We start from the raw sequence: 22,793 nt of genomic DNA, 5'->3' as shown, positions 1-22,793 counted from the left end.
CGGACCGTTCGGCCGAGCAGCGGACTGAATCCTATGAGGAGGGTGTGACGGGCTGGGGGCGGTCAGTGACGGACGGGGACTGGTCCGGCCTGGCTAGGCTGTCGCCGTGGTCGAGAAGGAGTCTTCGCGGCACCCGGAGGTCGCGCTCTCGCTACCGTTCACGGGGCTGTGGCTGGCCCGGAACAGTCCGGCCCGGCGGGTCCCGAGCCACGGGACGGACCTGTTCGGTGAGCGGTACGCCATCGACTTCGTCGGGGTGGACGAGCGCCGCCGGACCGCCGGCCACCGGGACTGGCGGACCTTCCTCGCCACCGAACCGGCGGACCGGTTCTTCGCCTACGGTCGACCGATCCTGGCCCCCGCCGACGGCACCGTCGTCGAGGTGCACGACGGCGAGATCGACCACGCCGGGCGGCGCTCACAACTGGCCCTCGTGCCCTACATGCTCGGTCAGGCGGCCCGGGTCCGGCAGGGCGTACGTGCGGTGGCCGGCAACTACCTGGTCATCGCGCTCCCCGGTGGCGCGTTCGTCGCGCTCGTCCACCTGCGGGCCGGTTCCGTCCGGGTCAGCCCCGGGGAAGTGGTGACGGCAGGGCAGCACGTCGCGGCCTGTGGCAACTCCGGCAACTCGACCCAGCCGCATCTGCACATGCAGGTCATGGAGACCCGGGACTTCTCCGTCGCGCGAGGCGTCCCGATGGCGTTCCGGCACTTCCGCGAACGGCCGCGCGGCGCGAGGCAGTTCCACACCAGGGAGTACGGCGTCCCCGCCGAGGGCGCGGTCGTTGAGCCGCTGCCGCTACCAGGGGCGCACTCGACTTCCTGACCGAGTTCCCGGCCAGACAGATGCCCGCTGCGTACGTCACGCCGGACCGACACCTGTCAGCAAAATGTATAACCACAGTTATAAGAAGTGTAGTTATACATTCTGCGGTGCCGACTGAGCGGCCGGAGACCAGGTCGCCAGCGTCCGTTCCACCTGGCGGGTGATCTGGTAGGCGACCTCTGGTACGGCGTCGAGTTCGATCCGCTCGGCCCGCAGGGCGAGCTGCGCGTGCAGCTCCCGGGAGATGGCGTCGCGAAGCGCGACCAGCAGCGGGGAGAGCCCGTCCGGATCCCCGACGACGTAGGCGTCCGACATCTCGCCAGCCTGGCAGCGCGGCCAGATCTTGTCGAGCCTCAGTCGCGCGCCGCCAGTTGGACGGGGCCCTGGCAGCGGGAGTGCCAATCAACCCGGCCGTACGCATTACTGCAGAAAAGTTCTGCCTCGACGAGCGGTCTGTTGGGTGGTCGGGCTGTACGCAGAGCTGCAGGGGCTGCATGCTCGTCAGGAGGGCCAGGGAGCTTCGTAGTACCTGGTCCACGAGGAGATGGTGACGAGATACTGGTGCCTTTGCAGCGGACCAACCCGCAGTGCGTCGAGGTCGACCGGTTGGGCCTCGACGAAGACGGTCGGCCAGGTGAGGTCCGGGACCGATTGACTGTTCAGCGGGTCGCTGACCTGCGACCACCCGACCCAAATCGGCGAGTCGTGCCCAGGGGCGAAGTAGCTCAACCCCGGTAGGGGCAGCAGTAGCCCGTCTTCGGTCCTGCCGTTCGCCGCGTAGTACCTCTCGACATCTTCGATGGCCGAGGTGGTGGCTGGCATCAGACCGGAAGCCTTGGCGCCCTTGTCGACCTCGCGCAGCACATCCAGAAGGTCGCTGCCAGTCCCGAAGTACCTGGTCTCGCTGAGGCGGCAGGTGAGGCGGTACTCGTCGTGGCCCCACAGGCCATTGGTATCTCCGGCGTGGCAGATGTCGAGTGTTGCTGTGGCGACCGGTTTGAGCGGCGACGGCTGGGCCGCGGCGGAGAGCACCGTGCTGATCTGCTCGGCCTTCGACGCGCTTGCCTGTCGGACTGCGGCCGATTGCGCTTCCCGGGTGGCTTCGTCCCGCGTGGGCGCGTCTGACCCGCACGCCGCCAGCATGAGAACCAGAGCTGCGACCGTTGCCAGCTTTATCAGGCGACGAGGAGCCATGGTCACAAGGGTGCTGGCCAGCGGTACGAAGAGGATGAGTTGTCGTACTCATCTTCTGCCGCGAGCAGTGGAACCGAGCCCAGAGCACCTGCGTAGATCAGGTGCTCCACCCACCCGTCGCAGCGCGTCAGCCCGGCTCGTCTTCGTCGGCTGGGGGGCGGGGCTGGCGGTACTTGGCGATGTACGCCTCCACGTCCGACCGCAGCCACACCGAGCCGGCCATGAGCGTCTGGAACGGGCGGGGAAAGTTCGGATGCACGATGATCTGCCGGAACCGCGAACGGCCCACGCCCAACATCGCCAGAATCTCGCCTGGCCCGACGAGCGGTCCCGGGACCTCCTCACCCATGACAAGAACGGTAGGCATGGTGCGGCCTACCCCATGTTGCCCGCCTCAATCGGTCCGTGCGTAAGAGTCCGTCAGATTAAGCGCGCCTATATTGACAGGGGGGTCGCACGCGTGTTGGATCGGTTACGCGGTGCCCCCGGTTCGGTGGAGGTGTAGCCCGGCGGGCCGGGGTGCCGCGAAGACCCAGCTCAGCCCCGGGAAGGCGATCGGCCATGACGCACAGGGAACCCGTACTCGTCCGGTGCTCCTGGCTCGTCCTGACGTACCACCGTCACCGACGGTGCGGGTCGTGCCGGCTCGGCGGCGGGTGCCCCCGGGTCGAGCTGGCCCGACGGCGCATCCGCGCCTGGCGGCGGTTCGGCGCGTGAGCGCTTTCGCTCGGGCCGGCAACAGGGCGGCGAGGGCGGCCCCGGCCGAGATACAGCTCAGGGCGGGGGACGTCCTCCACCTGACCCGGGCCGCGAGTGTCCAGTTCCACCGGCCGATCATGTTCCGGCTGATCCGGGTGAAGGACGACTGGACCACCTTCGACGGCTGGGTCTGGCTGGACGGCTACGAGTTGGACAAGAAGGGCAACGCCGTCGCGCGGCGAAGCGTCTTCGTCCAGTGGGCCGGGCTCCGGGTAGTGCCGCAACCCCGACCCCTTCCGCCCACCCAGAACGCGCCACCCGCTCAAAACGGGCCACCCGCCCAGACCGGGACGCCCATCCGGAACGGGCGGCAGTACCCGCCGAACTCGCGTCGGCTGCCCTCGGCCCGGCCCTGATGTCCGGCGACGCCGTCGGACTTTCGCCGATATGGCGGTGTCCAGCGAACGGGATACCGCGATATCGCCGAAGAGGAGTGGATCACCGAGGGGGCGGCGACCGGCTTCCGTGCGGACCGGGTGGGATGGGGTTCAGGGCGGTGCGGGAGACTGGGGGCATGGCGGTTCGTGGCTTCCCGTACACCGATCTCAAGGACTTCCTGACGGCGCTGGAGCGCGCGGGCGAACTGCGGCGCGTGAGCGTCCCGGTGGACCCGACGCTGGAGATCAGCGAGATCGTCACCCGGACGGTACGGGCGGGCGGGCCGGCGCTGCTCTTCGAGCGTCCCACGCGGGGCGAGATGCCGGTGGCGGTCAACCTCTTCGGCACCGAGAAGCGGATGGCGATGGCGCTCGGCGTCGAGTCGCTGGACGAGATCGGCGACCGGATCGGCGCGATGATCAAGCCCGAACTGCCGGTCGGCTGGTCCGGCATCCGGGACGGGCTCGGCAAGGTCATGCAGCTCAAGTCGCTGCCGCCGCGCAAGGTGAAGACCGCCCCCTGCCAGCAGGTCGTCTACCGGGGTGACGACGTCGACCTGAACCGGCTGCCGGGGTTGCAGGTGTGGCCCGGCGACGGCGGCATCTTCCACAACTACGGGCTGACCCACACCAAGCATCCGGAGACCGGCAAGCGCAACCTCGGGCTCTACCGCCTCCAGCAGCACAGCCACAACACCATCGGCATGCACTGGCAGATCCACAAGGACTCCACCGCCCACCACGCGGTCGCCGAGCGGCTCGGGCAGCGGCTGCCGGTGGCGATCGCGATCGGCTGCGACCCGGTGGTCAGCTACGCGGCCAGCGCGCCGCTCCCCAGCGACATCGACGAGTACCTGTTCGCCGGTTTCCTGCGCGGAGAGCGTACGGAGATGGTCGACTGCCTGACGGTGCCGCTCCAGGTGCCGGCGCACGCGCAGGTGGTGCTGGAGGGCTATATCGAGCCCGGCGAGCGGCTGCCGGAGGGACCGTTCGGCGACCACACCGGCTTCTACACCCCGGTCGAGCCGTTCCCGGTGATGCACGTCGAGACGATGACCATGCAGCGCGACCCGGTCTACCACTCGATCGTCACGTCCAAGCCGCCCCAGGAGGACCACGGCCTGGGCAAGGCCACCGAGCGGATCTTCCTGCCCCTGCTGCGGATGCTGATCCCGGACATCGTCGACTACGACATGCCGGCCGCCGGGGTGTTCCACAACTGCGTGATCGTCTCGATCCGCAAGCGCTACCCGAAGCACGCCCAGAAGATCATGAACGCGATCTGGGGGGCCCACCTGCTCTCCCTGGCCAAGCTGATCGTGGTGGTGGACGAGGACTGCGACGTGCACGACTACCACGAGGTCGCCTTCCGCGCCTTCGGCAACGTCGACTACTCCCGGGACCTGCTGCTCACCGAGGGGCCGGTGGACCACCTGGACCACTCCTCGTACCAGCAGTTCTGGGGCGGCAAGGCGGGCATCGACGCCACCCGCAAGCTCCCCACCGAGGGCTACACCCGGGGCTGGCCGGAGGAGATGACCATGTCGCCGGAGGTCGTCGCCCTGGTCGACAAGCGCTGGAAGGAATACGGAATCCGATGACCGCGGTCGCCGAACGGCCCGGTCGGGTGAAGTCGTTCCTCCGGCTCGTCGCGATCGAGCACTCGGTCTTCGCACTGCCCTTCGCGTACCTGTCCGCGCTGACCGCGATGCGGCTCGAGGGCGGTCGGGTGCGCTGGGTCGACCTGCTGCTGATCACCGTGGCGATGGTCGGGGCGCGGACGTTCGCGATGGCCGCCAACCGGATCCTCGACCGGCGGATCGACGCGCGGAATCCCCGTACCGCCGGGCGGGAGCTGGTCACCGGGGCGGTGAGCGTGCGGACGGCCTGGACCGGCGCGGTGGTCGCGCTGGTGGTCTTCCTCGCCGCCGCCGCGCTGCTCAACCCGCTCTGCCTGGTGCTCGCGCCGCTCGCCGTGGTGCCGCTGGTGGTCTACCCGTACGGCAAACGGTTCACCGACTGGCCGCACGCGATCCTGGCGGTCGCCCAGGCGGTCGGCCCGGTCGGCGCGTGGCTCGCCGTCACCGGCACCTTCGCCGGCTCGTGGCCGGCCTGGCTGCTCGGCGTCGCGGTCGGCCTGTGGATCGGCGGGTTCGACCTGATCTACGCCTGCCAGGACGCCGAGGTGGACCGCGAGATCGGGGTACGCAGCGTCCCGGCCCGGTACGGGCTGCGCTTCGCCCTGCACGCCTCGACGGTGGCGCACGTGGTGACCTTCGCGCTCTTCGTCTGGTTCGGGGCCCTGGTCGGGTACGGCTGGCCGTGGTGGGTCGGGCTGGCGCTGACCGCGCTCGCCTTCGGCTACCAGCACGTGGTGGTCAGCCCGACCGACCTGAGCCGGGTCAACCGGGCGTTCTTCACCGCGAACGGGTTCGTCGGGATCGCGCTCTTCCTCTTCGCCCTGCTCGACCTGGTGCTCCGGCTGGACCTGCGGCCCTGAACTCAGCGCGCGTCAGGGCACCAGGTAGCGGGCGCTCTCCAGGGACCAGTCGATGGTGCCGCGTACCGAGTTCGCCACCCCGTCCAGGTGGACGGCGACCGCCCGGTCCAGTTCCGGCCCGAACGACGGCACCGTCGCGCGTAGTGCCACGAAGTGATCCATCGCCGCCCGCCACCTGTCGGTCACCAGCGACATGGCGGTCTCCACCGGCACCCCGTGCTCCCGCGCCGTGGCCAGCACCAGGTTGTGTCCACCGGAGTTGGTCCGGTCCCGGTCGAGGGAGATCACGTCGTTGAACCAGGAGAGCAGGTCGTTCGCGGTCTCGGCGATGCGGACCAGGTGCGGGTGGTGGTGGACGGCGTCCGGCAGCACCTGCCCGGTGGCGAACTCCACCAGCGCGTACGCCACGTACGCCGCCGACGTGGCCCGGCGCAGCGGAACGTACTCGGCGAGCGTCGGCACCCGGCCGGCGGCCTTGTCGGCCGACTCGCGCCACACCCCGTCCAGGAAGTGCGCCATCGCGTCGACGAAGCGGACCCGCCAGTGGGCCGGCATCCGGGCCCGGGGAGCCCGCCAGACGTCCACCAGCATCCGGCGCAGCGGGCCGGTGAAGCCGGGATGACGCGAGCGCGGACCGGCCCGCAGCAGCTTCAGCACCCCCTGCCGGAGCCCGTCGACCTGCTGGGGAGTGGAGTTCCGTGGCCGGTCGCAGAGGTCGTCCACCAGGAAGAACCAGGTGAACAGGGCGGCGAGGGCGCGCAGCTCGGTCGCGCCGACGTCTGGGCAGATCCGACCCGCGTACCGGGCGATGCCGGTGCGGTGCAGCCGGTCGAGGGCGGGCGGGTCCAGCGGCAGGTCGAAACGGGTGAGCCAGGTGGAGAGCCACTCCTGCGTCGCGTCGGCGTGCGGTGACAGCCGTGGCGGGATGGGGCAGTCGAACCGAGGCAGGCCGACGAAACCGCCGGGCATCACCGATTCCTTCCCCACGCCGCGCAGCATGACAGGCGTGAGCGCTCTCCCGGCACCCGCCCCCGTGACCACACCGGGGCGGTGGACGCTCCGGGTCAGTGACCAGGCACGCTTGTCGGTATGCGCGAACCATGGGTGGTCGGGGTCTCCGGAGCTTCCGGTACGCCGTACGCGGCGGCGGTCCTGCGCGGGCTGCTCGACGCCGGGACGGGCGTCGACCTGATCGTCTCCCGGGCAGCCCGGCTCACCGTCCTCGACGAGACCGGCCGCCCCTTCCGGGACGCGCACTGGCGCGACGATCTGGGCGCCTGGCTCGGGCGGGACCTGGCCGGGGACGACCTGCGGTACTGGCCCGCCGGGGACCTGGCCGCCGGTCCGAGCAGCGGCTCCTACCGGGCACGCGGCATGGCGGTGGTGCCAGCCAGCACCGCCGCCTGCGCGGGCATCGCCATCGGACTCTCCAAGGACCTGTTGCAGCGCGCCGCGGAGGTCAACCTCAAGGAGCGGCGGCCGGTGGTGGTGGTGCCACGGGAGACCCCGGTGACCCGCAGCCACCTCGAACATCTCATCGCGTTGCACGACGCCGGGGCGGTGGTGCTGCCCGCCAGCCCCGGCTTCTACGGCGCCGGGGCGTCCGCCTCCGCCCAGCAGTTGGTCGACTTCGTCGCCGGCAAGGTGCTGGACGCGCTGGGCGTACCGCACACGCTGTTCCGCCGGTGGGCCGGGGAACTGGGCGCGGCGGTGTGGTGACCCGATCCAGGCCGGCGTCCGTCAGTAGAGGCCGGCGTTGGCCGGACCCGGGCCGGTGGAGGCCGTCGGACCGGCGTTGCGTGGCCGGTTCGCCGGATCCTCCCCCTCATCGAGCATGCCCTCCCCCTCGAGCAGTGCCCGCACCTCGGATTCCCGGAAACGGCGATGCCCGCCTGGCGTTCGGATGCTGCCGATTCGGCCGGCCGCGGCCCATCTCGTCACGGTCTTCGGGTCCACTCGAAACAGCGCGGCCACCTCGCCCGGTGTCAGCAGGCGATCTCCAGTGTCCACAGCCCCCTCCTCGCGTCGACGAAGCCCTCGGCTGAACACACTGCCCCCGGCTGGTGCGAGCCCAGAGCCGTCATGAGGGACGTATGGCAATTACAGCACCAGCGACGTGACGCGGTCCGCCAAACGCGAAGAAAGCACTGGTTGGGCACGGAGGAGTGGCGGGGCACCCGTGTCGTCCCGGATCCGGTGACGGCCAGGCCGCCGACTCCCGCCGGATCCGACGACTAGGGTCTACAGTCCGTGGACGCCATCGACCTGAGGCTCGTGGAGCTGTTGCGGGGCAACGCTCGTCTGTCGTACGCCGAACTGGCCCGGCAGGTGGGTCTTTCCGCTCCCGCCGTACACGAACGGGTCGGCAAGTTGGAGTCGGGCGGGGTCATCCGGGCCTACCGTGCCGAGGTGGAGCCCGAGTCGATCGGGCTGGGCGTCACCGCCCTGATCGGCATCGTCGAGGACTCCGCCGCCGACACCGACGACCTGCTGGAGGCCCTCCGGCGGATGCCGGAGATCGAGTCCTGTTACTTCATGGCCGGCGTGGAGTCGTTCCTGCTCAAGGCCCGGGTGGGCACGATCGCCGAGTTGGAGCGGCTGATCGTCCGGCTGAACCGTACGCCCGGGGTGGCCTCCACCCGGACCGGCATCGCCCTGTCGACCAAGTGGGAGAACCGCCCCCAGCCCGGCACCCCGCGGTGACTCTTCCGGTGTCCGGAGCGGCGGTGGTGACCGGCGCGGCCGGGGGACTCGGGCAGGCCGTCGCCACCGCCCTCCACGCCGACGGTTGGCCGGTGCTTCTCACCGACCTGGACGCCGGGGCCGTGGCCGCCGTCGCCGCCCCGCTGGGCGGCTGGTCCCGTCCGCTGGACGTCCGCGACGAGGCGGCCTGCGCGGCGGTGGTCGCCGAGGCCGCCGACCGTGCTGGCGGGCTCGGGCTCTGGGTGAACAACGCCGGCCTGCTGGTGACCGGCCCGTCCTGGAGTCACGACGCGGCCACCCGCCGTCGGGTGGTCGAGGTGAACACCTTCGGCGCGATGAACGGCACCCTCGCCGCGCTGGAGCTGATGCGGGCACAGGGGTGGGGACACGTGCTGAACGTCGTCTCGCTCGCCGGCCTGGTCGCCCCGCCCGGCGAGACCATCTACGCGGCCAGCAAGCACGCCCTGCTCGCGTTCAGCCTCGGCACCCTCGCCGACCTGCGGCTGGCCGGGCATCGGGACGTACACGTCTCGTGTCTCTGCCCGGACGGTATCTGGACGCCGATGCTGCACGACCGGCTGGACGACCCCGGCGCGGTGGCGTCCTTCACCGGGACGCTGCTGTCGCCGCAGCGGGTGGCCCGGCGGGCCGCGCGGCTGGCCCGGCACCCCCGGCCGGTCGTCACGCTGCCCCGCTGGCGGGGCGCGCAGGTCCGACTGCTCGACGCGCTGCCCGGGCTGGCGATCCGGCTGGGTCCGCTGGTCCGGGCCGCCGGCCGGGTCGGGCAGCGCCGCCAGCGCCGCCGGCTCGAGCGCGGGTGAACGGCCGCTACCGGCCGGACGTGAGGATTGCTAGTTTTTCGGCGTGACTCATCTCGACCGGTGCGACGAGGTTGTCCGGGCGTGGGTGACCGAGGCGATCGCCGCCGTGGAGGCCGACGCGAACCGGTCGGCCGACACCCACCTGCTGCCGTTCCCGCTGCCGAAACAGTGGGGCATCGACCTCTACCTCAAGGACGAGTCGGTGCACCCGACCGGCTCGCTGAAGCACCGGCTGGCCCGCTCGCTCTTCCTCTACGGGCTGTGCAACGGCTGGATCGGTCCGGACACCACGATCGTCGAGGCGTCCTCCGGCTCGACCGCCGTCTCCGAGGCGTACTTCGCACGGATGCTGGGGCTGCCCTTCGTCGCGGTGATGCCCGCCTCCACCTCACCGGAGAAGATCGCCCAGATCGAGTTCCAGGGGGGCCGCTGCCACCTGGTCGACGACCCGGCGAAGGTGGTCGTCGAGGCCCGCTGGCTGGCCGAGGACGCCGGCGGGCACTTCATGGACCAGTTCACCTACGCCGAGCGGGCCACCGACTGGCGGGGCAACAACAACATCGCCGAGTCGATCTACGCCCAGCTCACCCTGGAACGGCACCCGGTGCCGGCCTGGATCGTGGTGGGCGCGGGCACCGGCGGCACCGGCGCCACCATCGGCCGGTTCACCCGGTACCGCCGGCTGCCCACCAAACTCTGCGTGGTCGACCCGGAGAACTCCGCGTTCTACCCGGCGTGGCAGGCGGCCGACTGGTCCGTCCGCACCGGTCGGGGCTCCCGGATCGAGGGGATCGGCCGGCCCACGGTCGAGGCGTCCTTCCTGCCCAGCGTGGTCGACCGGATGGTGCAGGTGCCCGACGCCGCCTCGCTGGCCGCGATGCGGGCCGGCTCGGCGGTGCTCGGCCGTCGGGTGGGCGGCTCCACCGGCACCAACCTCTGGGGCGCCTTCGGGCTGATCGCCGCCATGCTCGCCGAGGGGCGCACCGGATCGGTGGTGACGCTCATCTGCGACGCCGGCGACCGGTACGCCGACACGTACTACGCCGACGACTGGGTGGCTGCCCAGGGCCTGGACCTGACCCCGCACCTCGCCACCGTCGAGCGCTTCCTCGCCACCGGAGCCTGGCCCGTCGACTAGGTTCGGTCGCAGGCGGTAGACGAGTCCGGGGTCGAGTGCCGGCGCAGCGACGGGTCTGTCGGTGCCCCAGGTCTACCGCCCGACCGAGACGACCAACTCATCGGGAGTAGGGCATGGGCCTCGTCCACATCGAGCTGTTCGCAACCCTCGACCTCGTCGGCCAGTCGCCCGGCGGCCCCGAGGAGGACCCGTTGGGGTTCCCGTTCGGTGGCTGGCAGGCGCCCCTGCTGGACGAGGTCACCGGGGCGCAGGTCGGTGCCGCGTACGAGGGCACCGACGCCCTCCTGCTCGGCCGGCGGACGTACGACATCTTCGCCGCCTACTGGCCGTACCAGGAGGGTGGCGCGGACAACGACATCGCCACGCTCTTCAACCGCGTCCCGAAGTACGTGGCCTCCCGTGGCCGGCCCGACCTCTCGTGGGCCGGGTCCACCCAGCTCGGCCCGGATCTGGCCGGCGCGGTGCGCGAGATCCGGGACCGGCACGAGCATGTGAAGGTGGTCGGGAGCCTGAACCTGGTGCAGACCCTCCTGCGCGAGAAGCTCTTCGACCGTCTCGACCTCTGGGTGCACCCGATCGTGCTCGGCGTCGGGAAGAAGGTGTTCGACGGTGGTGCGGTGCCCACGAACGTCACGCTTCTCGAACCGCCGGTGGCCGGTCCGAAGGGCACCGTGTACCTGCGCTACGGGCTCGCCGACGGCACGCCCGGGACGGGGGACATGAGCGCACCCGATCGCGGTGCCGGGCGCGGCGACTGAAGCCGCCCCGCGCCCTGGTCCGGCCGCGCCGGGGCCGACGGGTCGGTCGCCGTACGGTCAGCGACCGACCCGGTCGACGAGCCCCGGGTAGTGGCGTACGAAGCCGTCGGGGTCGACGTCCAGGTCGGCGGTGAAGTCGCCGCTGGCGAACCGGACCCGGCCGGCGCCGAGCGCCGTGTACGTCTGCGTGGCGGGCAGCACCAGCAGGCTCGGCACCTGCACCCAGGCGACCTCGATCCGCCGTTCGGTGCCCGGCGCGGCGTCCCGTAGCCCGAGTCGGCGTACCGGAAGGGTGTTGAACAGCGCCGACGCGCCCAGGTCGACGTCCACCGCGTCGGCCAGCCGGCCCGGGTCGTCCGTGCCGGGCAGCCCGACCGGGGGTCGACCGGCCGCGCGGAGCGCGACGTCGAGGTCACCCTGCTCGCTGGTCACCACCCGCCAGCGGTCCGGCTGCCGTTCCAGTCGGACCCCGCGTGCCCAGCCCGACCCCTCGACCTCGACCTCCAGCCGGACGGTCGCCCACTCCGGCGTGGTGGTCAGGGTGTACCGGCAGGTGTACGGGACCGGGTCGACGGCCTGCACCTGGCCCCGGGCGGTAAGGCCGCGCGCGTCGTCCAGCAGCGTGTGCTCGCAGCCGGTGGTGTCCAGGCGGCTCCAGAACAGCGACTTCGGCATGGTCGGCATGAGCCGGACACTACGGCAGGCCGGCACCTCGGGCATTCGATCGCGGCGACCCGGCCGCCGTCGGCAGACAGCGACGCCACCCCGACGCAGCCCTGGCGGGTTCTCCACCACCAGGGCGGCGTCCGGCTGGGTCAGTAGCTGCGCGCCGAGGCCCGGCCGCCGAAACCGCGCCGGTCGTCGGTCCGGCTGCGGTAGCCCGGTCGATCGTCACCGACGCGCCGCTCGTCGCGGCCAGCGTGGCGTCCCCCGTCACGGCTGGTGTGGCGCTGCTCGCCGGGACCGTGCCGGTGTTCGGGCCGGCCGCTGTAGCCGCGTCCGCCCCGGCCGTCGCGGTCGCCGAAGCGGGCCTCCCGCTCGGGGTACGGCCGTCCGCCTTGGCTGTCGCGGTCGCCGAAGCGGGCCTCCCGCTCCGGGTACCGCCGTTCGGCCCGGCCGTCCCGGTCGCCGAAGCGGCGGTCGCCCGATGCGCGGTCACCGAAGCGGCGGTCCCCCTGGTCGCGGTCGCCCGAGCGGTGGTAGCCGCCCGGCCGGTCGCCGAACCGTCGCTGGCCGCCGGGCCGGTCGCCGTGCCGGCGTGGCTCCTGCAGCTCGTTGGACACCGGTACGCCACTGGGCTGCCGGGCGCCGGTCAGCTCGGCCAGCTCCGGGTCACCCGCCCGCACCCGCAGTTCGGCCGGCTCGACCCCGGCCTTCTCCAGCATCGCCAGCGTGGTCCGTCGCTGTTTCGGCAGGACCAGCGTGACCACCGCGCCGGACTCGCCGGCCCGCGCGGTACGCCCGGCCCGGTGCAGGTAGTCCTTCGGGTCCTTCGGCGGGTCGACGTGCATCACGAGCGAGACACCGTCCACATGGATGCCCCGGGCGGCCACGTCCGTGGCGACCAGCACGTTCATCCGTCCCTCACGGAACTCGGCCAGGGTGCGGGTACGCATCCGCTGGGTCTTGCCGCCGTGCAGGCCACCGGCCCGGACGCCCACCGCGCCGAGCTGCTCGACCAGCCGGTCCACGCCGAGCTGGGTACGGGCGAACATCATGGTCCGACCGGAACGGGCCGCGATCGACGCCGCCACCGCGAACTTGTCGTGCGGCGGGATCAGCAGCAGGTGGTGGTCCATGGTGGCGACAGCAGCGGTGGCCGGGGCGGTGGAGTGCGTCACCGGGTCGGTCATGAACCGCTTGACCAGCGAGTCCACGTCGTTGTCCAGAGTGGCCGAGAAGAGCAGCCGCTGGGCACCGGCCGGCGTCTTCGCCAACAGCTCGGTGACCTCCGGCAGGAAGCCCATGTCGGCCATCTGGTCGGCCTCGTCCAGCACGGTGACCTCGACGTCGTCGAGGTGGCACACCTGCCGCGAGATCAGGTCGCCGAGTCGGCCCGGCGTGGCAACGATGATCTCCACGCCGCGCCGGAGGGCGTCGATCTGGCGGTCGTAGGGGACCCCGCCCACGGCGGTCTTGAGGAAGACCCCGACCGCCTTGCCCAGCGGCACGAGCGCGTCGTTGACCTGCATGGCGAGTTCCCGGGTGGGCACCAGGACCAGGGCCCGGGGGTGCAGCGGCCGGGCCCGCTCACCGTCGGCGACCCGGGCCAGCAGCGGCAGGCCGAAGGCGAGGGTCTTGCCGGAGCCGGTCTGGCCCCGGCCGAGGACGTCCCGTCCGGCGAGGGCGTCGGGCATGGTGGCCCGCTGGATCTCGAACGGGGTGGTGATGCCCTGCCGGGCCAGAGCCCGGACGAGCGGCTGGGGGAGCCCCAGACCGGCGAAGTCGACGTCGTCGGTGGTGGTGGGGGGGACGGTGTCGTCGCCGGTGGTCACCGGCGGGGTGTCGAAGGCGGACGGGGACGTGCTGAGGTCAGCAAAGGTCGTCAAGAAATACCTCTCCAGCGGGGCGCATCTTCGCGATGGCCCGCCGCGAAAGTGACGCCGCCGGTTCGCCCGCAAGATCGCCCATGGGCACGCGACGACGCGCACCAGGTCAGTGATCAATAACAGTGTACGGCGAGCCGGCCGATCGGCCAGCACGCCGCGACAGGGTAGTGGGCGGGCTCACCCCGGCCGGTCGCCGGCCCCCGGACGACGGTGCCCGGACTGACGGCTCACCCGTTGATCAGGTTTTCCATCAGGCCGCCCATCGCGTCGTTCGCCATCAGCACCAGCACCAGGCTGATCGCGACCAGCAGCCCGAGCGAGGCGATCAGCACGAGCACCACCCTGGTGGTGCGGGACCGTTCGACGGGGGTGTCGGCCCAGCCCTGGGCGAGGATGTGCCCGGTCAGGGAGCCAGTGTTCTCGACCGGGTTCCCGGGCGGCAGGGCGACCGTGGCGAAGCCGGGCCCCTCGGTGACGGAACCGCCGTAGACGGTCCCGGGGCGGCCGGGCGTACCCGCCGTACCGGCGGTACCGGCCTGGCCGGTGGTGGCCGGGGCGGCGGAGACCCCGTTCGGCGGTAGGTGGTGCACGGAACCGCCCACCGGTGTCCCGCCGCTGGTGGGCGCGAGTGGCGAGGGCCCGGCCGGCGTCGACCACGGGGCAGTCGCACCCGGTCCGCCCGCTTCGGTCGGGGTGGGCCAGGTCGGCCTGGCCGGCTCCGGGACGACCGGCGGTGCCGGCGGGCCGGACGTCGGGGTGGTCCACGGTGCTCCGGAGGCCGGGGCCGACGGTCCGGGGACGGTGGCGCTGCCGGTGACCCGTACCGGCGGCGGTCCGCCGGGCGTGGCGGGGCCGGCGACCCGGGTGGCGGCGGCCGGCGGCGGTGGGAACGGCGGAGCCGGCATCGGCCCGGGTGGTGGCGGAGGGGACGGGATCGGCGGGCCGGGCGGCGGTGCCGGCGGACTCGGCGTCGGTGGCACCGGACCGGGCGGGGTGGGGGACGGTCCCGGCGGCGTGGGTGACGGCTTCGGCAGGGGCGGCGTCGGCGTCGGTACGGGTGGCTCCGGCAGCGGCCCGGGTTTCGGCGTGGGCGCAGGTGGGGTCAGCGGCGCGGGTTCCGGAGCCGGGACCGGTGCGGGACCGGGCGAGGGTGGCTCGGCCGGTGTGGGCTCGGTGGGCGGGGTGGGTTCGGTGGGTGGGGTCTCGGTGGACCGGTACACCTTCGTCCCGCCGGTACGCACCCCGGCGGCGATGCCGGCCTCCTGCGGCGACACCCGGTGCAGTGCCGGTACGGCGGCGCTGGCCCGTGCCCAGGAGGGACTGCGCTGGGCCGGCACCAGGGGCGTGTTCGGCGCGCCCCCGGCTGTGCCGGCAGCGGCGATGCTGGCCCGGCCACGTGCCGGGGCGGTGGTGGCTGCCCTGGCTGACTGCTGCCCGGCGTCGGCGGCCGGCTGGCCATCCGGATTTCCGGCCCCGGCCGTAGCGGCGTTGGCCGAGGCGGACGTGGCCGGCGTGGCTCCGTCGGTGACCAAGGTGGACACGGCCGGCGGGCTCTCGGCGGAGCCCGGTGCGGCGGTGGCCGGTCCGGCGGTGGCCGGTCCGGTGCCGGCTGGATCGGTCAGCGGGCGGGGCTCGGGGCCGGATTCGACGGTCTCAGCGGGAACCTGCTGCTCGCCCATGTTCGTCCTCCGCGCTCGCACCCGGACCCGTGGCGCCGAGCCGGGAGTGCCTGGCTCTCACGGTGCCACATTCTGGTCCGGCCGCACAGCCGGAGTCGGGTTACCGGTCAGCCCTCGGCGTCCGGGCTCGCCGACCCGCTCTGCGCCGGGCTCCCGCCGGGCTCGCCGGTGCCGCTGACCGAGGCGCTCGGGCTGCCACCGCTGGTGCTGCTCTTGCTTGGCGACGGCGAGGTCGTGTCGCTCTCCGACGGGGCCGCGGTGGGGGTGGGGGTCGGCGTGGGGGTCGGCGTCGGCGTTGCGCTGCCGGTCGGCGTCGGGCTGGCGCTGCCGGTCGGCTTGGGCGTGGCCGAGTTGGTCGGCTTGGGCGTGGTGGTGTTCGTCGGCTTCGGGGTGCCGGTCTTCGTCGGACTCGGCGTCGGAGTCGGAGTCGGCGTCGGGGTGGCACCCGGGGCCGGGACCGCGTCGATGACCCGGGTGGCGGCGTACAGCCGCGACCACCGGACGTTGGAGATCTTCACGACGTCGCCGGTGGTCGGGGCGTGCACCATCTTGCCGTTGCCGATGTACATGCCCATGTGGTGGATCGTCGTCCAGCTGCTGCCCGAGGCGTAGAAGACCAGGTCGCCGGGGAGTAGGGCACTCCGGCTGACGGTCTTGCCCTTGGTGGCGTTGTACTGGTCTCGGGAGACCCGGGGCAGGCCGGAGTAGTCGGCGCCCTTCGACCGGTACGCGGCCCAGACCAGGCCGGAGCAGTCGAACCGGTCCGGCCCTTCGGCCGCCCAGAGGTACGGGTCGCCGAGCTGTGCCAGGGCGTACCGGACGGCGGCCATCGCGCGCGGGTGGGAGGTCAGCCCGTTGGCAGTCGCACCCTGCAGGTACTGCTCGCCGAGGCGCTGCTCCTCGGCCTCCTGCTGCCGTTCGATCTCGGCGAGCTGGGTGGCGTTGTCCTGCTGCAGCTTGAGCAGGGCCGCTTCCTGGGTGCGGTAGGTCTTCTGGGTGGTGGTGAACTGCTCCGTCGCGGTACGCAGCCGGGTCTCCGCCGCCGCGTACGCCTGACTGGCGGCCTGCTCGCCGGTGCGGGCCCGGTTCAGCTCGCCGGTCGCGGCGGTGGTGGTGCCCTCGACCTCCTCGCCCCGGTAGATCCGCTCCAGCACGCTCAGGCCGTGCAGTTCGGACGCGAAGTCGCCGGGAGGCAGCTTGGCGGCGGCCTTGATCGCCTCGGCGGCGGCGGCGTCGGCCTCCCGCTGGGCGCGGGCGAGGGTGTCCTGGGCGAGCTTCCGGTCCCGGTCGGCGGTGGCGAGCTGCGTCTTCGCGTCGCTCTGGAGTTGTTCGAGTCGGAGTAGCTCCTGGCCGAGCAGCCCGACCTGGGCCCGCGCGGCGTCGATCTGCGCGGCGAGCGGGCCGTTGCCGACCGGGGTGATCGGGGTGGTGCCGGACTGACCACCGCCGCCGGTGGGGCCGCCGGGCAGGTACACCGGCCCGGCCGCGACCGGACGGGCGCCGGTGTCCGGGACGGTCTGGGGCAGCGTGGGGTCGGCGAAGACCGGGGTGGCGATGGCCGCCGCGGCGACCATGCCGAGCAGCGCGGACCAGAGCCTGGGGCGCAGGACCGGGGAGACGATCGGTGCCCGTCGTCGTGTCCGTCGCGTGCGCTCGTTGTCGCTCATCCCGCTCCCGTCCGACGTGGCGAAGCCGCGCCCTCGTGGAGCGCGGCGTCCGGCCGCAGTGTTGCGCGTCCTACTTTGTCTTACCTGAATGTTTCGCCGGTGTCGATGGTGCGGCGGTAACGACAGCCTGAGAGTCCGGTGAACTACGTCGCTGCGTCGGCCCGCCCCGGACGACCGGCCGACCCCGCGACGTAGGCTCGACCCGGAACCAGGTGGAAGGGACGGGCTTTTCGATGGATGCCGGACTCAAGCGCGAGCTCGAAGCCAAGGTGTACGCGGGTGAGCGGCTGACCCGGGAGGACGGCATCGCCCTCTACGACAGCGACGACCTCACCTGGTTGGGCCGGTTGGCGCACCACCGGCGGACCGAGCGCAACGGCGACCGGGTGATGTTCAACGTCAACCGGCACCTCAACCTGACCAACGTGTGCAGCGCGAGCTGCGCGTACTGCTCGTTCCAGCGCAAGCCGGGCGAGAAGGACGCCTACACGATGCGCATCGACGAGGCCGTCCGCAAGGCCAAGGAGATGGAGGACGAGCAGCTCACCGAGCTGCACATCGTCAACGGTCTGCACCCGACGCTGCCCTGGCGCTACTACCCCAAGGTGCTGCGCGAGCTGAAGGCGGCGCTGCCGAACGTCACGCTCAAGGCGTTCACCGCGACCGAGGTGCAGTGGTTCGAGAAGATCAGCGGCCTGCCCGCGGACGCGATCCTCGACGAGCTGATGGACGCCGGTCTGGAGTCGCTGACCGGTGGCGGCGCGGAGATCTTCGACTGGGAGGTCCGGCAGCACATCGTGGACCACGCGTGCCACTGGGAGGACTGGTCCCGGATCCACCGGCTGGCCCACAGCAAGGGGATGAAGACGCCGTCCACCATGCTCTACGGCCACATCGAGGAGCCTCGGCACCGGGTGGACCACGTGCTGCGGCTGCGGGAACTCCAGGACGAGACCGGCGGCTTCGCGGTCTTCATCCCGCTGCGCTACCAGCATGACTTCGTCGACTCGGCGGACGGCAAGATCCGGAACCGGATCCAGGCCCGGACGACGATGGCCTCGCCGGCCGAGTCGCTGAAGACCTTCGCGGTGTCCCGGCTGCTCTTCGACAACGTCCCGCACGTCAAGTGCTTCTGGGTGATGCACGGCCTCTCGGTGGCGCAACTCTCGCTCAACTTCGGCGTGGACGACCTGGACGGCTCGGTCGTCGAATACAAGATCACCCATGACGCGGACTCCTACGGCACGCCGAACACCATGCACCGCGACGACCTGCTCCACCTGATCTGGGACGCCGGGTTCCGCCCGGTCGAGCGGAACACCCGCTACGAGGTAGTCCGCGAGTACGACCCGGCCCCGGCGCTGGCCGAGCGGCGGGCCGAGCCGCAGCAGGTGTGGGCCTGACCGCCGTCGGGCCGGTCGCCGTCGGTCGACCGGTCTGCTCACGTACCCTGCAAGCGTCATGAGCGAGCGCGAGACACGGGACAGCTTCCCCCGACGGGACGCCGAGGGGCGGGTCGTCGCCCTGGGCGACCTGCTCGGGGTGACCCTGGCCGGGGTGGTCATCGGGGTGTTGGCCCTGATCCTGTTCGACTGGGCGTTCGAGCTGATCGGCTCGGGCGACTTTGGCCAGGCCAACGGCTGGCTCGCGGTGATCCTGCCGGCCTGGCTCTTCCTGGAGGACTTCCGGGCCTGGAGCTTCGGGGCCGCCCGGGTGGTCGCCGCGCTGGTGGCCGTGGTGCTGGGGGTGGCCGGTGGCCTGCTGGTGGCGGGGCTGACCGACGGTCTGTCGCCGTTGGCCTCGGGCACGCTGGCGGCGACGGTCTTCACCGTCGTCTACGCCGTCGTCTGGTTCCAGGGCGTGCACTGGCTGGCCCGACGCACGGGCTGAACGGCTGGCCCGGCATTCTGGCTGAACGGCCGGCCCGGCGGACGGGCTGAACGGCCGGCCAGCGTGCCGGCTGAACGCGGAAGAAGGAGTGGGAACGTGAGCGCGGGCGTCAAGTACACGCTGGGCAGGATCGGGCTCTTCGTGGTGGTGCTGCTCGCCCTCTGGCCGGTCGGGCTGAACGTCTACCTCAAGCTGATGTTGGCGTTGGCCTTCTCCGCCGGGCTCTCCTTCTTCTTCCTGCGGGGCTGGCGGGACGAGATGGCCGAGGATATGGCCGTCACGGCCGATCGCCGCCGGACCGAGAAGGAGCGGCTCCGCTCCGCCCTGGCCGGCGACGACGAGTCCGACAGCACGTCCGAGGCCCCGCCGGGGAGCGATGCCCCCGACGGGCCTCGGCGCTGACCGGCGTACGGGTAAACGCGACGCGCGTCGCCGGGTCAGCCGACCTTCTGAACTACCAGTTGGTGGAACCGTCCGGGCGTACCGGCCAGGGGCGGTCCACCGGCTTGATCAGGTAGGCGACGCCCCCGGGGCCGCTGGCCACGCCACCACTGGCCGTGGTCCGCTTGGTCCGCAGCCAGATCTGCTCGAACTGCTCCCGCGGGTAGACGTTGCGCACCACGTCGTTGCTGGACGAGGCCGGGTCGTTGACGACCACGTCGCCGTCGGCGGTGAAGCCCACCACCACGAAAAGGTGGCCGGAGGTGCCGTAGTTCGAGCCGTCGAGTTCGCTGGCGAGGAACGACTGGCTGGTCACCACCGGGATGCCGGCGGCGATGAAGCGCTCCAGTTCGTCGAGGGAGTGCAGCCGGGTGACCCGTCCCTCCAGGCCGGGGAAGCTGGCCGCGTACGCGGTGTTGAAGGGCCAGTTGCCGGCCCCGGAGTAGGTGTAGTCGTAGACGCTCCGGGCGGCGTGGTTGACCGTCGGGTCCGGGTACGTCGGGTCGACCCAGGCGGTCTCCTCGGCGGTCGGGCGGCGCCCCCAGTACTCCACCACCATCTCGGTCGAGGTGGGGGAGCACCACGCCTGACCACCGCCGTCGTACTCCGGGTAGTGGCCGGAGTGGATCATCTGCGAGTAGCGGGGCACGGGTAGCTCGACGCCCCAGGCGATGCCCCCGGCGCTCGGGGTGACCGTGAACCGGTCGGGGACGTCCGAGCTCATCGCGCCGACCATCCGGACCACCGGGGCGGCCTGCTGGTCGGAGGCCCGGTACAGGGTCAGCCGGAGCTGGTACGCGCGCAGCAACGGTCCGGCCACCTTGTTCCGTACGGAGAGGGTGTCCGTCCAGACGTCGGAGCGTCCGTCTCTCTGCTTGTCGACGGTGGTCCGCCGGATGTCGGCGTCCCCGAGGCCCAGCGGCCCATGACGTACCACGGGGTCTGGACGCCGTCGGTGTAGCGGCCCTGCAACTCGACCTGGAGCCAGGTGCCGGCCGGGGTGGCCGCGTTCCAGGAGGCGATCATCTCGCTCGCGTCGAACCCGATCGGGGTGACCGGCGAGGTCCACGTTCCGTACGCCCAGGCCCGTTTGATGCCGGTGTGCGGATCCCGGTAGGTGGTGGTGCCGGCCGGGACGCCGAGGGTGAGCCCGGTGGGGGTGGTGACCGTGCCGGCGGCCGTGCCCTGGCTCCAGTCAGTCGACCCGGCCCAGTCCTGCCAGGTGATCTGTTCGTCGTGGGTGGCCTTGCCGCGCGAGGCGGAGCCGGGGGACGCGACGGTGGCGGTCGCGGTGGTCGCGAGGAGGGCGAACGCGGTGACGCCGACGACGGCGACCGCGCGTAGACGTGGTCCGGCCATGGAAGCTCCACTGCTGGTAGGGAGTTATGCATCGCTGTCTTTCACTATCTCGTTTGGTGGGAAGTTTCGCCAGATGTCCACTGGGGGAAGATTTTTGCCGATGTGAGGATCCGCTTGGCATGAAAGAGAAGGCCGTCGATGTTGCTATGACTATGTGGCCGGTGGTGAAGTGTGGTCCACCAGCGGAGACGCTCCGCACTGTCAGGAGGTTGGCATGGCCTTCCGAAAATCCGTCACACTCCGGCGTGGGTTGGTGCTCGCCGTCAGCGCCGCGGTGGGACTCTTCGCCGTGGTCTCCGGGCCGGTCTCAGCGGAGCCGCGAGGTGACCGTTCAGAGTCGGTCGCCACGCAGTACCAGGTGCACGGCCCGCGTACGGTCGACGACCGCAGCGCGGTGGCCCGTACCGGGGCCAGCATCGACGGCATCGAGCACGGCCGGCTGGTCGTCTCGGCCACCCCGGCCGAGGCCGCCGAGATCAAGAAGCTCGGCTTCCGGCTCGACCCGATGGCCGCCCCGCACGACCACGCGGACGAGTCGTCGGAGGTCGGCCCGGCCGCCTTCCCGCCGGCCGACTCGAACTACCACGACTACGCCGAGCTGACCGCCGTGGTGAACCAGGTGGTCGCCGACCACCCCACCCTCGCCCGCAAGATCAGCATCGGTCAGTCGTACGAGGGCCGCGACCTGATGGCGGTCAAGATCTCCGACAACGTCGCCACCGACGAGGACGAGCCGGAGATCGTGTTCAACTCCCAGCAGCACGCCCGGGAGCACCTGACCGTCGAGATGGCGATCTACCTGCTCAACCTCTTCACCGACAGCTACGGCACCGACTCGCGGGTGACCAACGTGGTCAACAGCCGGGAACTGTGGATCATCCCGACGGTGAACCCGGACGGCAGCGAGTACGACATCGCCACCGGCTCGTACCGGTCCTGGCGGAAGAACCGGCAGCCGAACAGCGGCTCGACGGCGGTCGGCACCGACCTGAACCGGAACTGGGGCTACCAGTGGGGCTGCTGCGGCGGCTCGTCCAGCTCGCCCTCGTCGGAGACCTACCGTGGCCCGTCGGCGTTCTCCGCGCCGGAGACCGCGGCCTTCCGGAACTTCGTCAACAGCCGGGTGATCGGCGGCGTCCAGCAGATCAAGGCGAACATCGACTTCCACACCTACTCGGAGCTGGTGCTCTGGCCGTTCGGCTACACGTACAACAACACCGCCCCGGGGATGACCACCGACCAGTACAACACCTTCGCCGCCATCGGCCAGCAGATGGCGGCCCTCAACGGCTACACCCCGGAGCAGTCCAGCGACCTGTACATCACCGACGGCGACAGCCTCGACTGGATGTGGGGGCAGCACAAGATCTGGGCGTACACCTTCGAGATGTACCCGAAGAACGCCTTCAGCGGCGGCTTCTACCCGCCCGACGAGGTGATCAGCCGGGAGACCACCCGGAACAAGGACGCGGTGCTGCTGCTCAGTGAGTACGCCGACTGCCCGTACCGGGCGATCGGCAAGCAGGGCACCTACTGCGGTGGCGGCACCCCGCCGCCGGACCCGACCGGCTGCACGGCCACCAACGGCACGGACGTCGCCATCCCGGACGGCGGTACGGCGGTGACGAGCGCGATCACCATCGCTGACTGCGGCCGGGCGGCCTCGGCCACCGCCAGCGTGGCCGTGGACATCCCGCACACCTACCGGGGTGACCTGGTCATCGACCTGCTCGCCCCGGACGGCACCGCCTACCGGCTGAAGAACAGCAGCAGTTCGGACAGCGCGGACAACGTCAACACCACCTACACGGTGGACGTGTCGGGCGAGACGGCCGACGGCACCTGGCGGTTGCAGGCGCGGGACATCTACACCACCGACACCGGCTACATCAATACCTGGACCCTGACGGTCTGACCAGCGACGGTGGGGGCGGGCCGGGCACACCGGGCCGCCCCCACCGTCCGTGGTGCGCTACCGTTCCCCCGGACCACCCGCAGCGAAGCCGGTCCGAATCCGGCGCTGTCCCGCAACTGTGACGCCTTCCACCCCGGCCGCCGGTCGGGGACGCGCCGGCTCCACGCCGGACGGAAGGACGAGCCAGGCCGCCTGCGGACGGTCGCGACACGCGCTC

At 71.7% G+C, this 22,793-nt stretch carries 24 protein-coding genes; 13 read left to right on the top strand and 11 right to left on the bottom strand.

Translation table 11 applies throughout. From position 1 onward, the window contains the following. Positions 1-106 precede the first annotated feature (106 nt). On the top strand, positions 107-826 hold the full coding sequence (locus tag GA0074692_RS23560) for a M23 family metallopeptidase (RefSeq protein WP_091647616.1): 720 nt from the start codon (positions 107-109) through the stop codon (positions 824-826). Between the two features lie 93 nt (positions 827-919). Here the strand turns inward: GA0074692_RS23560 and GA0074692_RS23555 are convergent, their stop codons facing one another. From GA0074692_RS23555 to GA0074692_RS23545, 3 genes are all read right to left on the bottom strand, one after another. Next, entirely contained in the window at positions 920-1,141 is a 222-nt protein-coding gene (locus GA0074692_RS23555) for a hypothetical protein (protein WP_088981123.1), read from the bottom strand. A gap of 186 nt (positions 1,142-1,327) precedes the next feature. After that, a complete protein-coding gene (locus tag GA0074692_RS23550) occupies positions 1,328-2,020 on the bottom strand; it encodes a hypothetical protein (protein ID WP_141725392.1) in 693 nt (230 codons plus the stop codon). 127 nt (positions 2,021-2,147) lie between these two features. Continuing rightward, a complete protein-coding gene (locus GA0074692_RS23545) occupies positions 2,148-2,369 on the bottom strand; it encodes a helix-turn-helix transcriptional regulator (RefSeq protein ID WP_245730435.1) in 222 nt (73 codons plus the stop codon). Between the two features lie 487 nt (positions 2,370-2,856). On the opposite strand from GA0074692_RS23545, the gene GA0074692_RS36170 reads away from it, so the two are divergent. The 3 genes from GA0074692_RS36170 to mqnP all read left to right on the top strand — a co-directional run bounded on the left by GA0074692_RS36170 (position 2,857) and on the right by mqnP (position 5,656). Beyond that, positions 2,857-3,135 (top strand): hypothetical protein, encoded by a 279-nt coding sequence (locus GA0074692_RS36170; protein WP_425413397.1) that lies wholly within the window; start codon positions 2,857-2,859, stop codon positions 3,133-3,135. Positions 3,136-3,293: 158 nt separating this feature from the next. Next, positions 3,294-4,757 carry a menaquinone biosynthesis decarboxylase gene (locus GA0074692_RS23535; RefSeq protein WP_091647610.1) on the top strand — a complete coding sequence of 488 codons (1,464 nt, stop codon included), beginning with the start codon at positions 3,294-3,296 and terminating at the stop codon, positions 4,755-4,757. Further along, positions 4,754-5,656: a menaquinone biosynthesis prenyltransferase MqnP gene (gene mqnP, locus GA0074692_RS23530; RefSeq protein WP_091647608.1), complete on the top strand. Its 903-nt coding sequence runs from the start codon at positions 4,754-4,756 to the stop codon at positions 5,654-5,656. The genes GA0074692_RS23535 and mqnP overlap by 4 nt, the downstream gene beginning before the upstream one ends. A gap of 12 nt (positions 5,657-5,668) precedes the next feature. Here the strand turns inward: mqnP and GA0074692_RS23525 are convergent, their stop codons facing one another. Continuing rightward, a complete protein-coding gene (locus tag GA0074692_RS23525) occupies positions 5,669-6,643 on the bottom strand; it encodes a terpene synthase family protein (RefSeq protein WP_245730434.1) in 975 nt (324 codons plus the stop codon). A 102-nt stretch (positions 6,644-6,745) separates the two neighbouring features. Between GA0074692_RS23525 and GA0074692_RS23520 the strand changes: the two genes are divergently transcribed. Then, a complete protein-coding gene (locus GA0074692_RS23520) occupies positions 6,746-7,375 on the top strand; it encodes a UbiX family flavin prenyltransferase (protein ID WP_091647603.1) in 630 nt (209 codons plus the stop codon). Between the two features lie 21 nt (positions 7,376-7,396). Here the strand turns inward: GA0074692_RS23520 and GA0074692_RS23515 are convergent, their stop codons facing one another. Next, positions 7,397-7,666, bottom strand: coding sequence for a BldC family transcriptional regulator (locus GA0074692_RS23515; RefSeq protein WP_091647601.1), 270 nt, complete (start codon positions 7,664-7,666; stop codon positions 7,397-7,399). A 240-nt stretch (positions 7,667-7,906) separates the two neighbouring features. On the opposite strand from GA0074692_RS23515, the gene GA0074692_RS23510 reads away from it, so the two are divergent. The 4 genes from GA0074692_RS23510 (at position 7,907) to GA0074692_RS23495 (ending at position 11,076) form a co-directional block, all read left to right on the top strand. Further along, positions 7,907-8,359 carry an Lrp/AsnC family transcriptional regulator gene (locus GA0074692_RS23510; protein WP_091647598.1) on the top strand — a complete coding sequence of 151 codons (453 nt, stop codon included), beginning with the start codon at positions 7,907-7,909 and terminating at the stop codon, positions 8,357-8,359. Then, positions 8,356-9,180, top strand: coding sequence for an SDR family NAD(P)-dependent oxidoreductase (locus GA0074692_RS23505; protein WP_091653987.1), 825 nt, complete (start codon positions 8,356-8,358; stop codon positions 9,178-9,180). The genes GA0074692_RS23510 and GA0074692_RS23505 overlap by 4 nt, the downstream gene beginning before the upstream one ends. Positions 9,181-9,223: 43 nt before the next feature. Beyond that, on the top strand, positions 9,224-10,318 hold the full coding sequence (gene cds1 / locus GA0074692_RS23500; RefSeq protein WP_091647596.1) for an L-cysteine desulfhydrase Cds1: 1,095 nt from the start codon (positions 9,224-9,226) through the stop codon (positions 10,316-10,318). 113 nt (positions 10,319-10,431) lie between these two features. Then, positions 10,432-11,076 (top strand): dihydrofolate reductase family protein, encoded by a 645-nt coding sequence (locus tag GA0074692_RS23495; protein WP_091647593.1) that lies wholly within the window; start codon positions 10,432-10,434, stop codon positions 11,074-11,076. Between the two features lie 57 nt (positions 11,077-11,133). Here GA0074692_RS23495 and GA0074692_RS23490 read toward each other — a convergent pair whose 3' ends face one another. From GA0074692_RS23490 to GA0074692_RS23475, 4 genes are all read right to left on the bottom strand, one after another. Then, positions 11,134-11,760: a putative glycolipid-binding domain-containing protein gene (locus GA0074692_RS23490; protein WP_245730433.1), complete on the bottom strand. Its 627-nt coding sequence runs from the start codon at positions 11,758-11,760 to the stop codon at positions 11,134-11,136. A gap of 131 nt (positions 11,761-11,891) precedes the next feature. Continuing rightward, the gene (locus tag GA0074692_RS23485) at positions 11,892-13,625 is read right to left on the bottom strand and encodes a DEAD/DEAH box helicase (protein WP_425413355.1); all 1,734 of its coding nucleotides are present in this window, start codon (positions 13,623-13,625) and stop codon (positions 11,892-11,894) included. 227 nt (positions 13,626-13,852) lie between these two features. Further along, positions 13,853-15,304: a hypothetical protein gene (locus tag GA0074692_RS36165; protein WP_091647591.1), complete on the bottom strand. Its 1,452-nt coding sequence runs from the start codon at positions 15,302-15,304 to the stop codon at positions 13,853-13,855. A 107-nt stretch (positions 15,305-15,411) separates the two neighbouring features. Further along, entirely contained in the window at positions 15,412-16,971 is a 1,560-nt protein-coding gene (locus tag GA0074692_RS23475; RefSeq protein WP_091647589.1) for a C40 family peptidase, read from the bottom strand. 233 nt (positions 16,972-17,204) lie between these two features. Here GA0074692_RS23475 and mqnE point away from each other — a divergent pair, with 233 nt between their 5' ends. The 3 genes from mqnE (at position 17,205) to GA0074692_RS23460 (ending at position 19,263) form a co-directional block, all read left to right on the top strand. After that, the gene (gene mqnE, locus GA0074692_RS23470) at positions 17,205-18,374 is read left to right on the top strand and encodes an aminofutalosine synthase MqnE (protein ID WP_091647587.1); all 1,170 of its coding nucleotides are present in this window, start codon (positions 17,205-17,207) and stop codon (positions 18,372-18,374) included. 58 nt (positions 18,375-18,432) lie between these two features. Continuing rightward, the gene (locus GA0074692_RS23465) at positions 18,433-18,861 is read left to right on the top strand and encodes a hypothetical protein (protein WP_091647585.1); all 429 of its coding nucleotides are present in this window, start codon (positions 18,433-18,435) and stop codon (positions 18,859-18,861) included. Between the two features lie 96 nt (positions 18,862-18,957). Further along, a complete protein-coding gene (locus GA0074692_RS23460) occupies positions 18,958-19,263 on the top strand; it encodes a DUF4229 domain-containing protein (protein WP_091647582.1) in 306 nt (101 codons plus the stop codon). 52 nt (positions 19,264-19,315) lie between these two features. On the opposite strand, the gene GA0074692_RS36160 is transcribed toward GA0074692_RS23460, so the two are convergent. Continuing rightward, entirely contained in the window at positions 19,316-20,122 is an 807-nt protein-coding gene (locus tag GA0074692_RS36160; protein WP_245730432.1) for a C39 family peptidase, read from the bottom strand. Continuing rightward, on the bottom strand, positions 20,083-20,661 hold the full coding sequence (locus GA0074692_RS36155) for a hypothetical protein (RefSeq protein WP_245730431.1): 579 nt from the start codon (positions 20,659-20,661) through the stop codon (positions 20,083-20,085). Before GA0074692_RS36155 ends, GA0074692_RS36160 begins: the two co-directional genes overlap by 40 nt. Positions 20,662-20,875: 214 nt before the next feature. On the opposite strand from GA0074692_RS36155, the gene GA0074692_RS23450 reads away from it, so the two are divergent. Continuing rightward, a complete protein-coding gene (locus tag GA0074692_RS23450; protein WP_091647579.1) occupies positions 20,876-22,576 on the top strand; it encodes a M14 family metallopeptidase in 1,701 nt (566 codons plus the stop codon). Positions 22,577-22,793 lie beyond the last annotated feature (217 nt).

Source organism: Micromonospora pallida (assembly GCF_900090325.1).
In the GTDB taxonomy this organism is placed as follows: domain Bacteria; phylum Actinomycetota; class Actinomycetes; order Mycobacteriales; family Micromonosporaceae; genus Micromonospora; species Micromonospora pallida.
The sequence above is the reverse complement of the archived record's forward strand: the minus strand, read 5'-3'. Positions and strand labels throughout refer to the sequence as shown.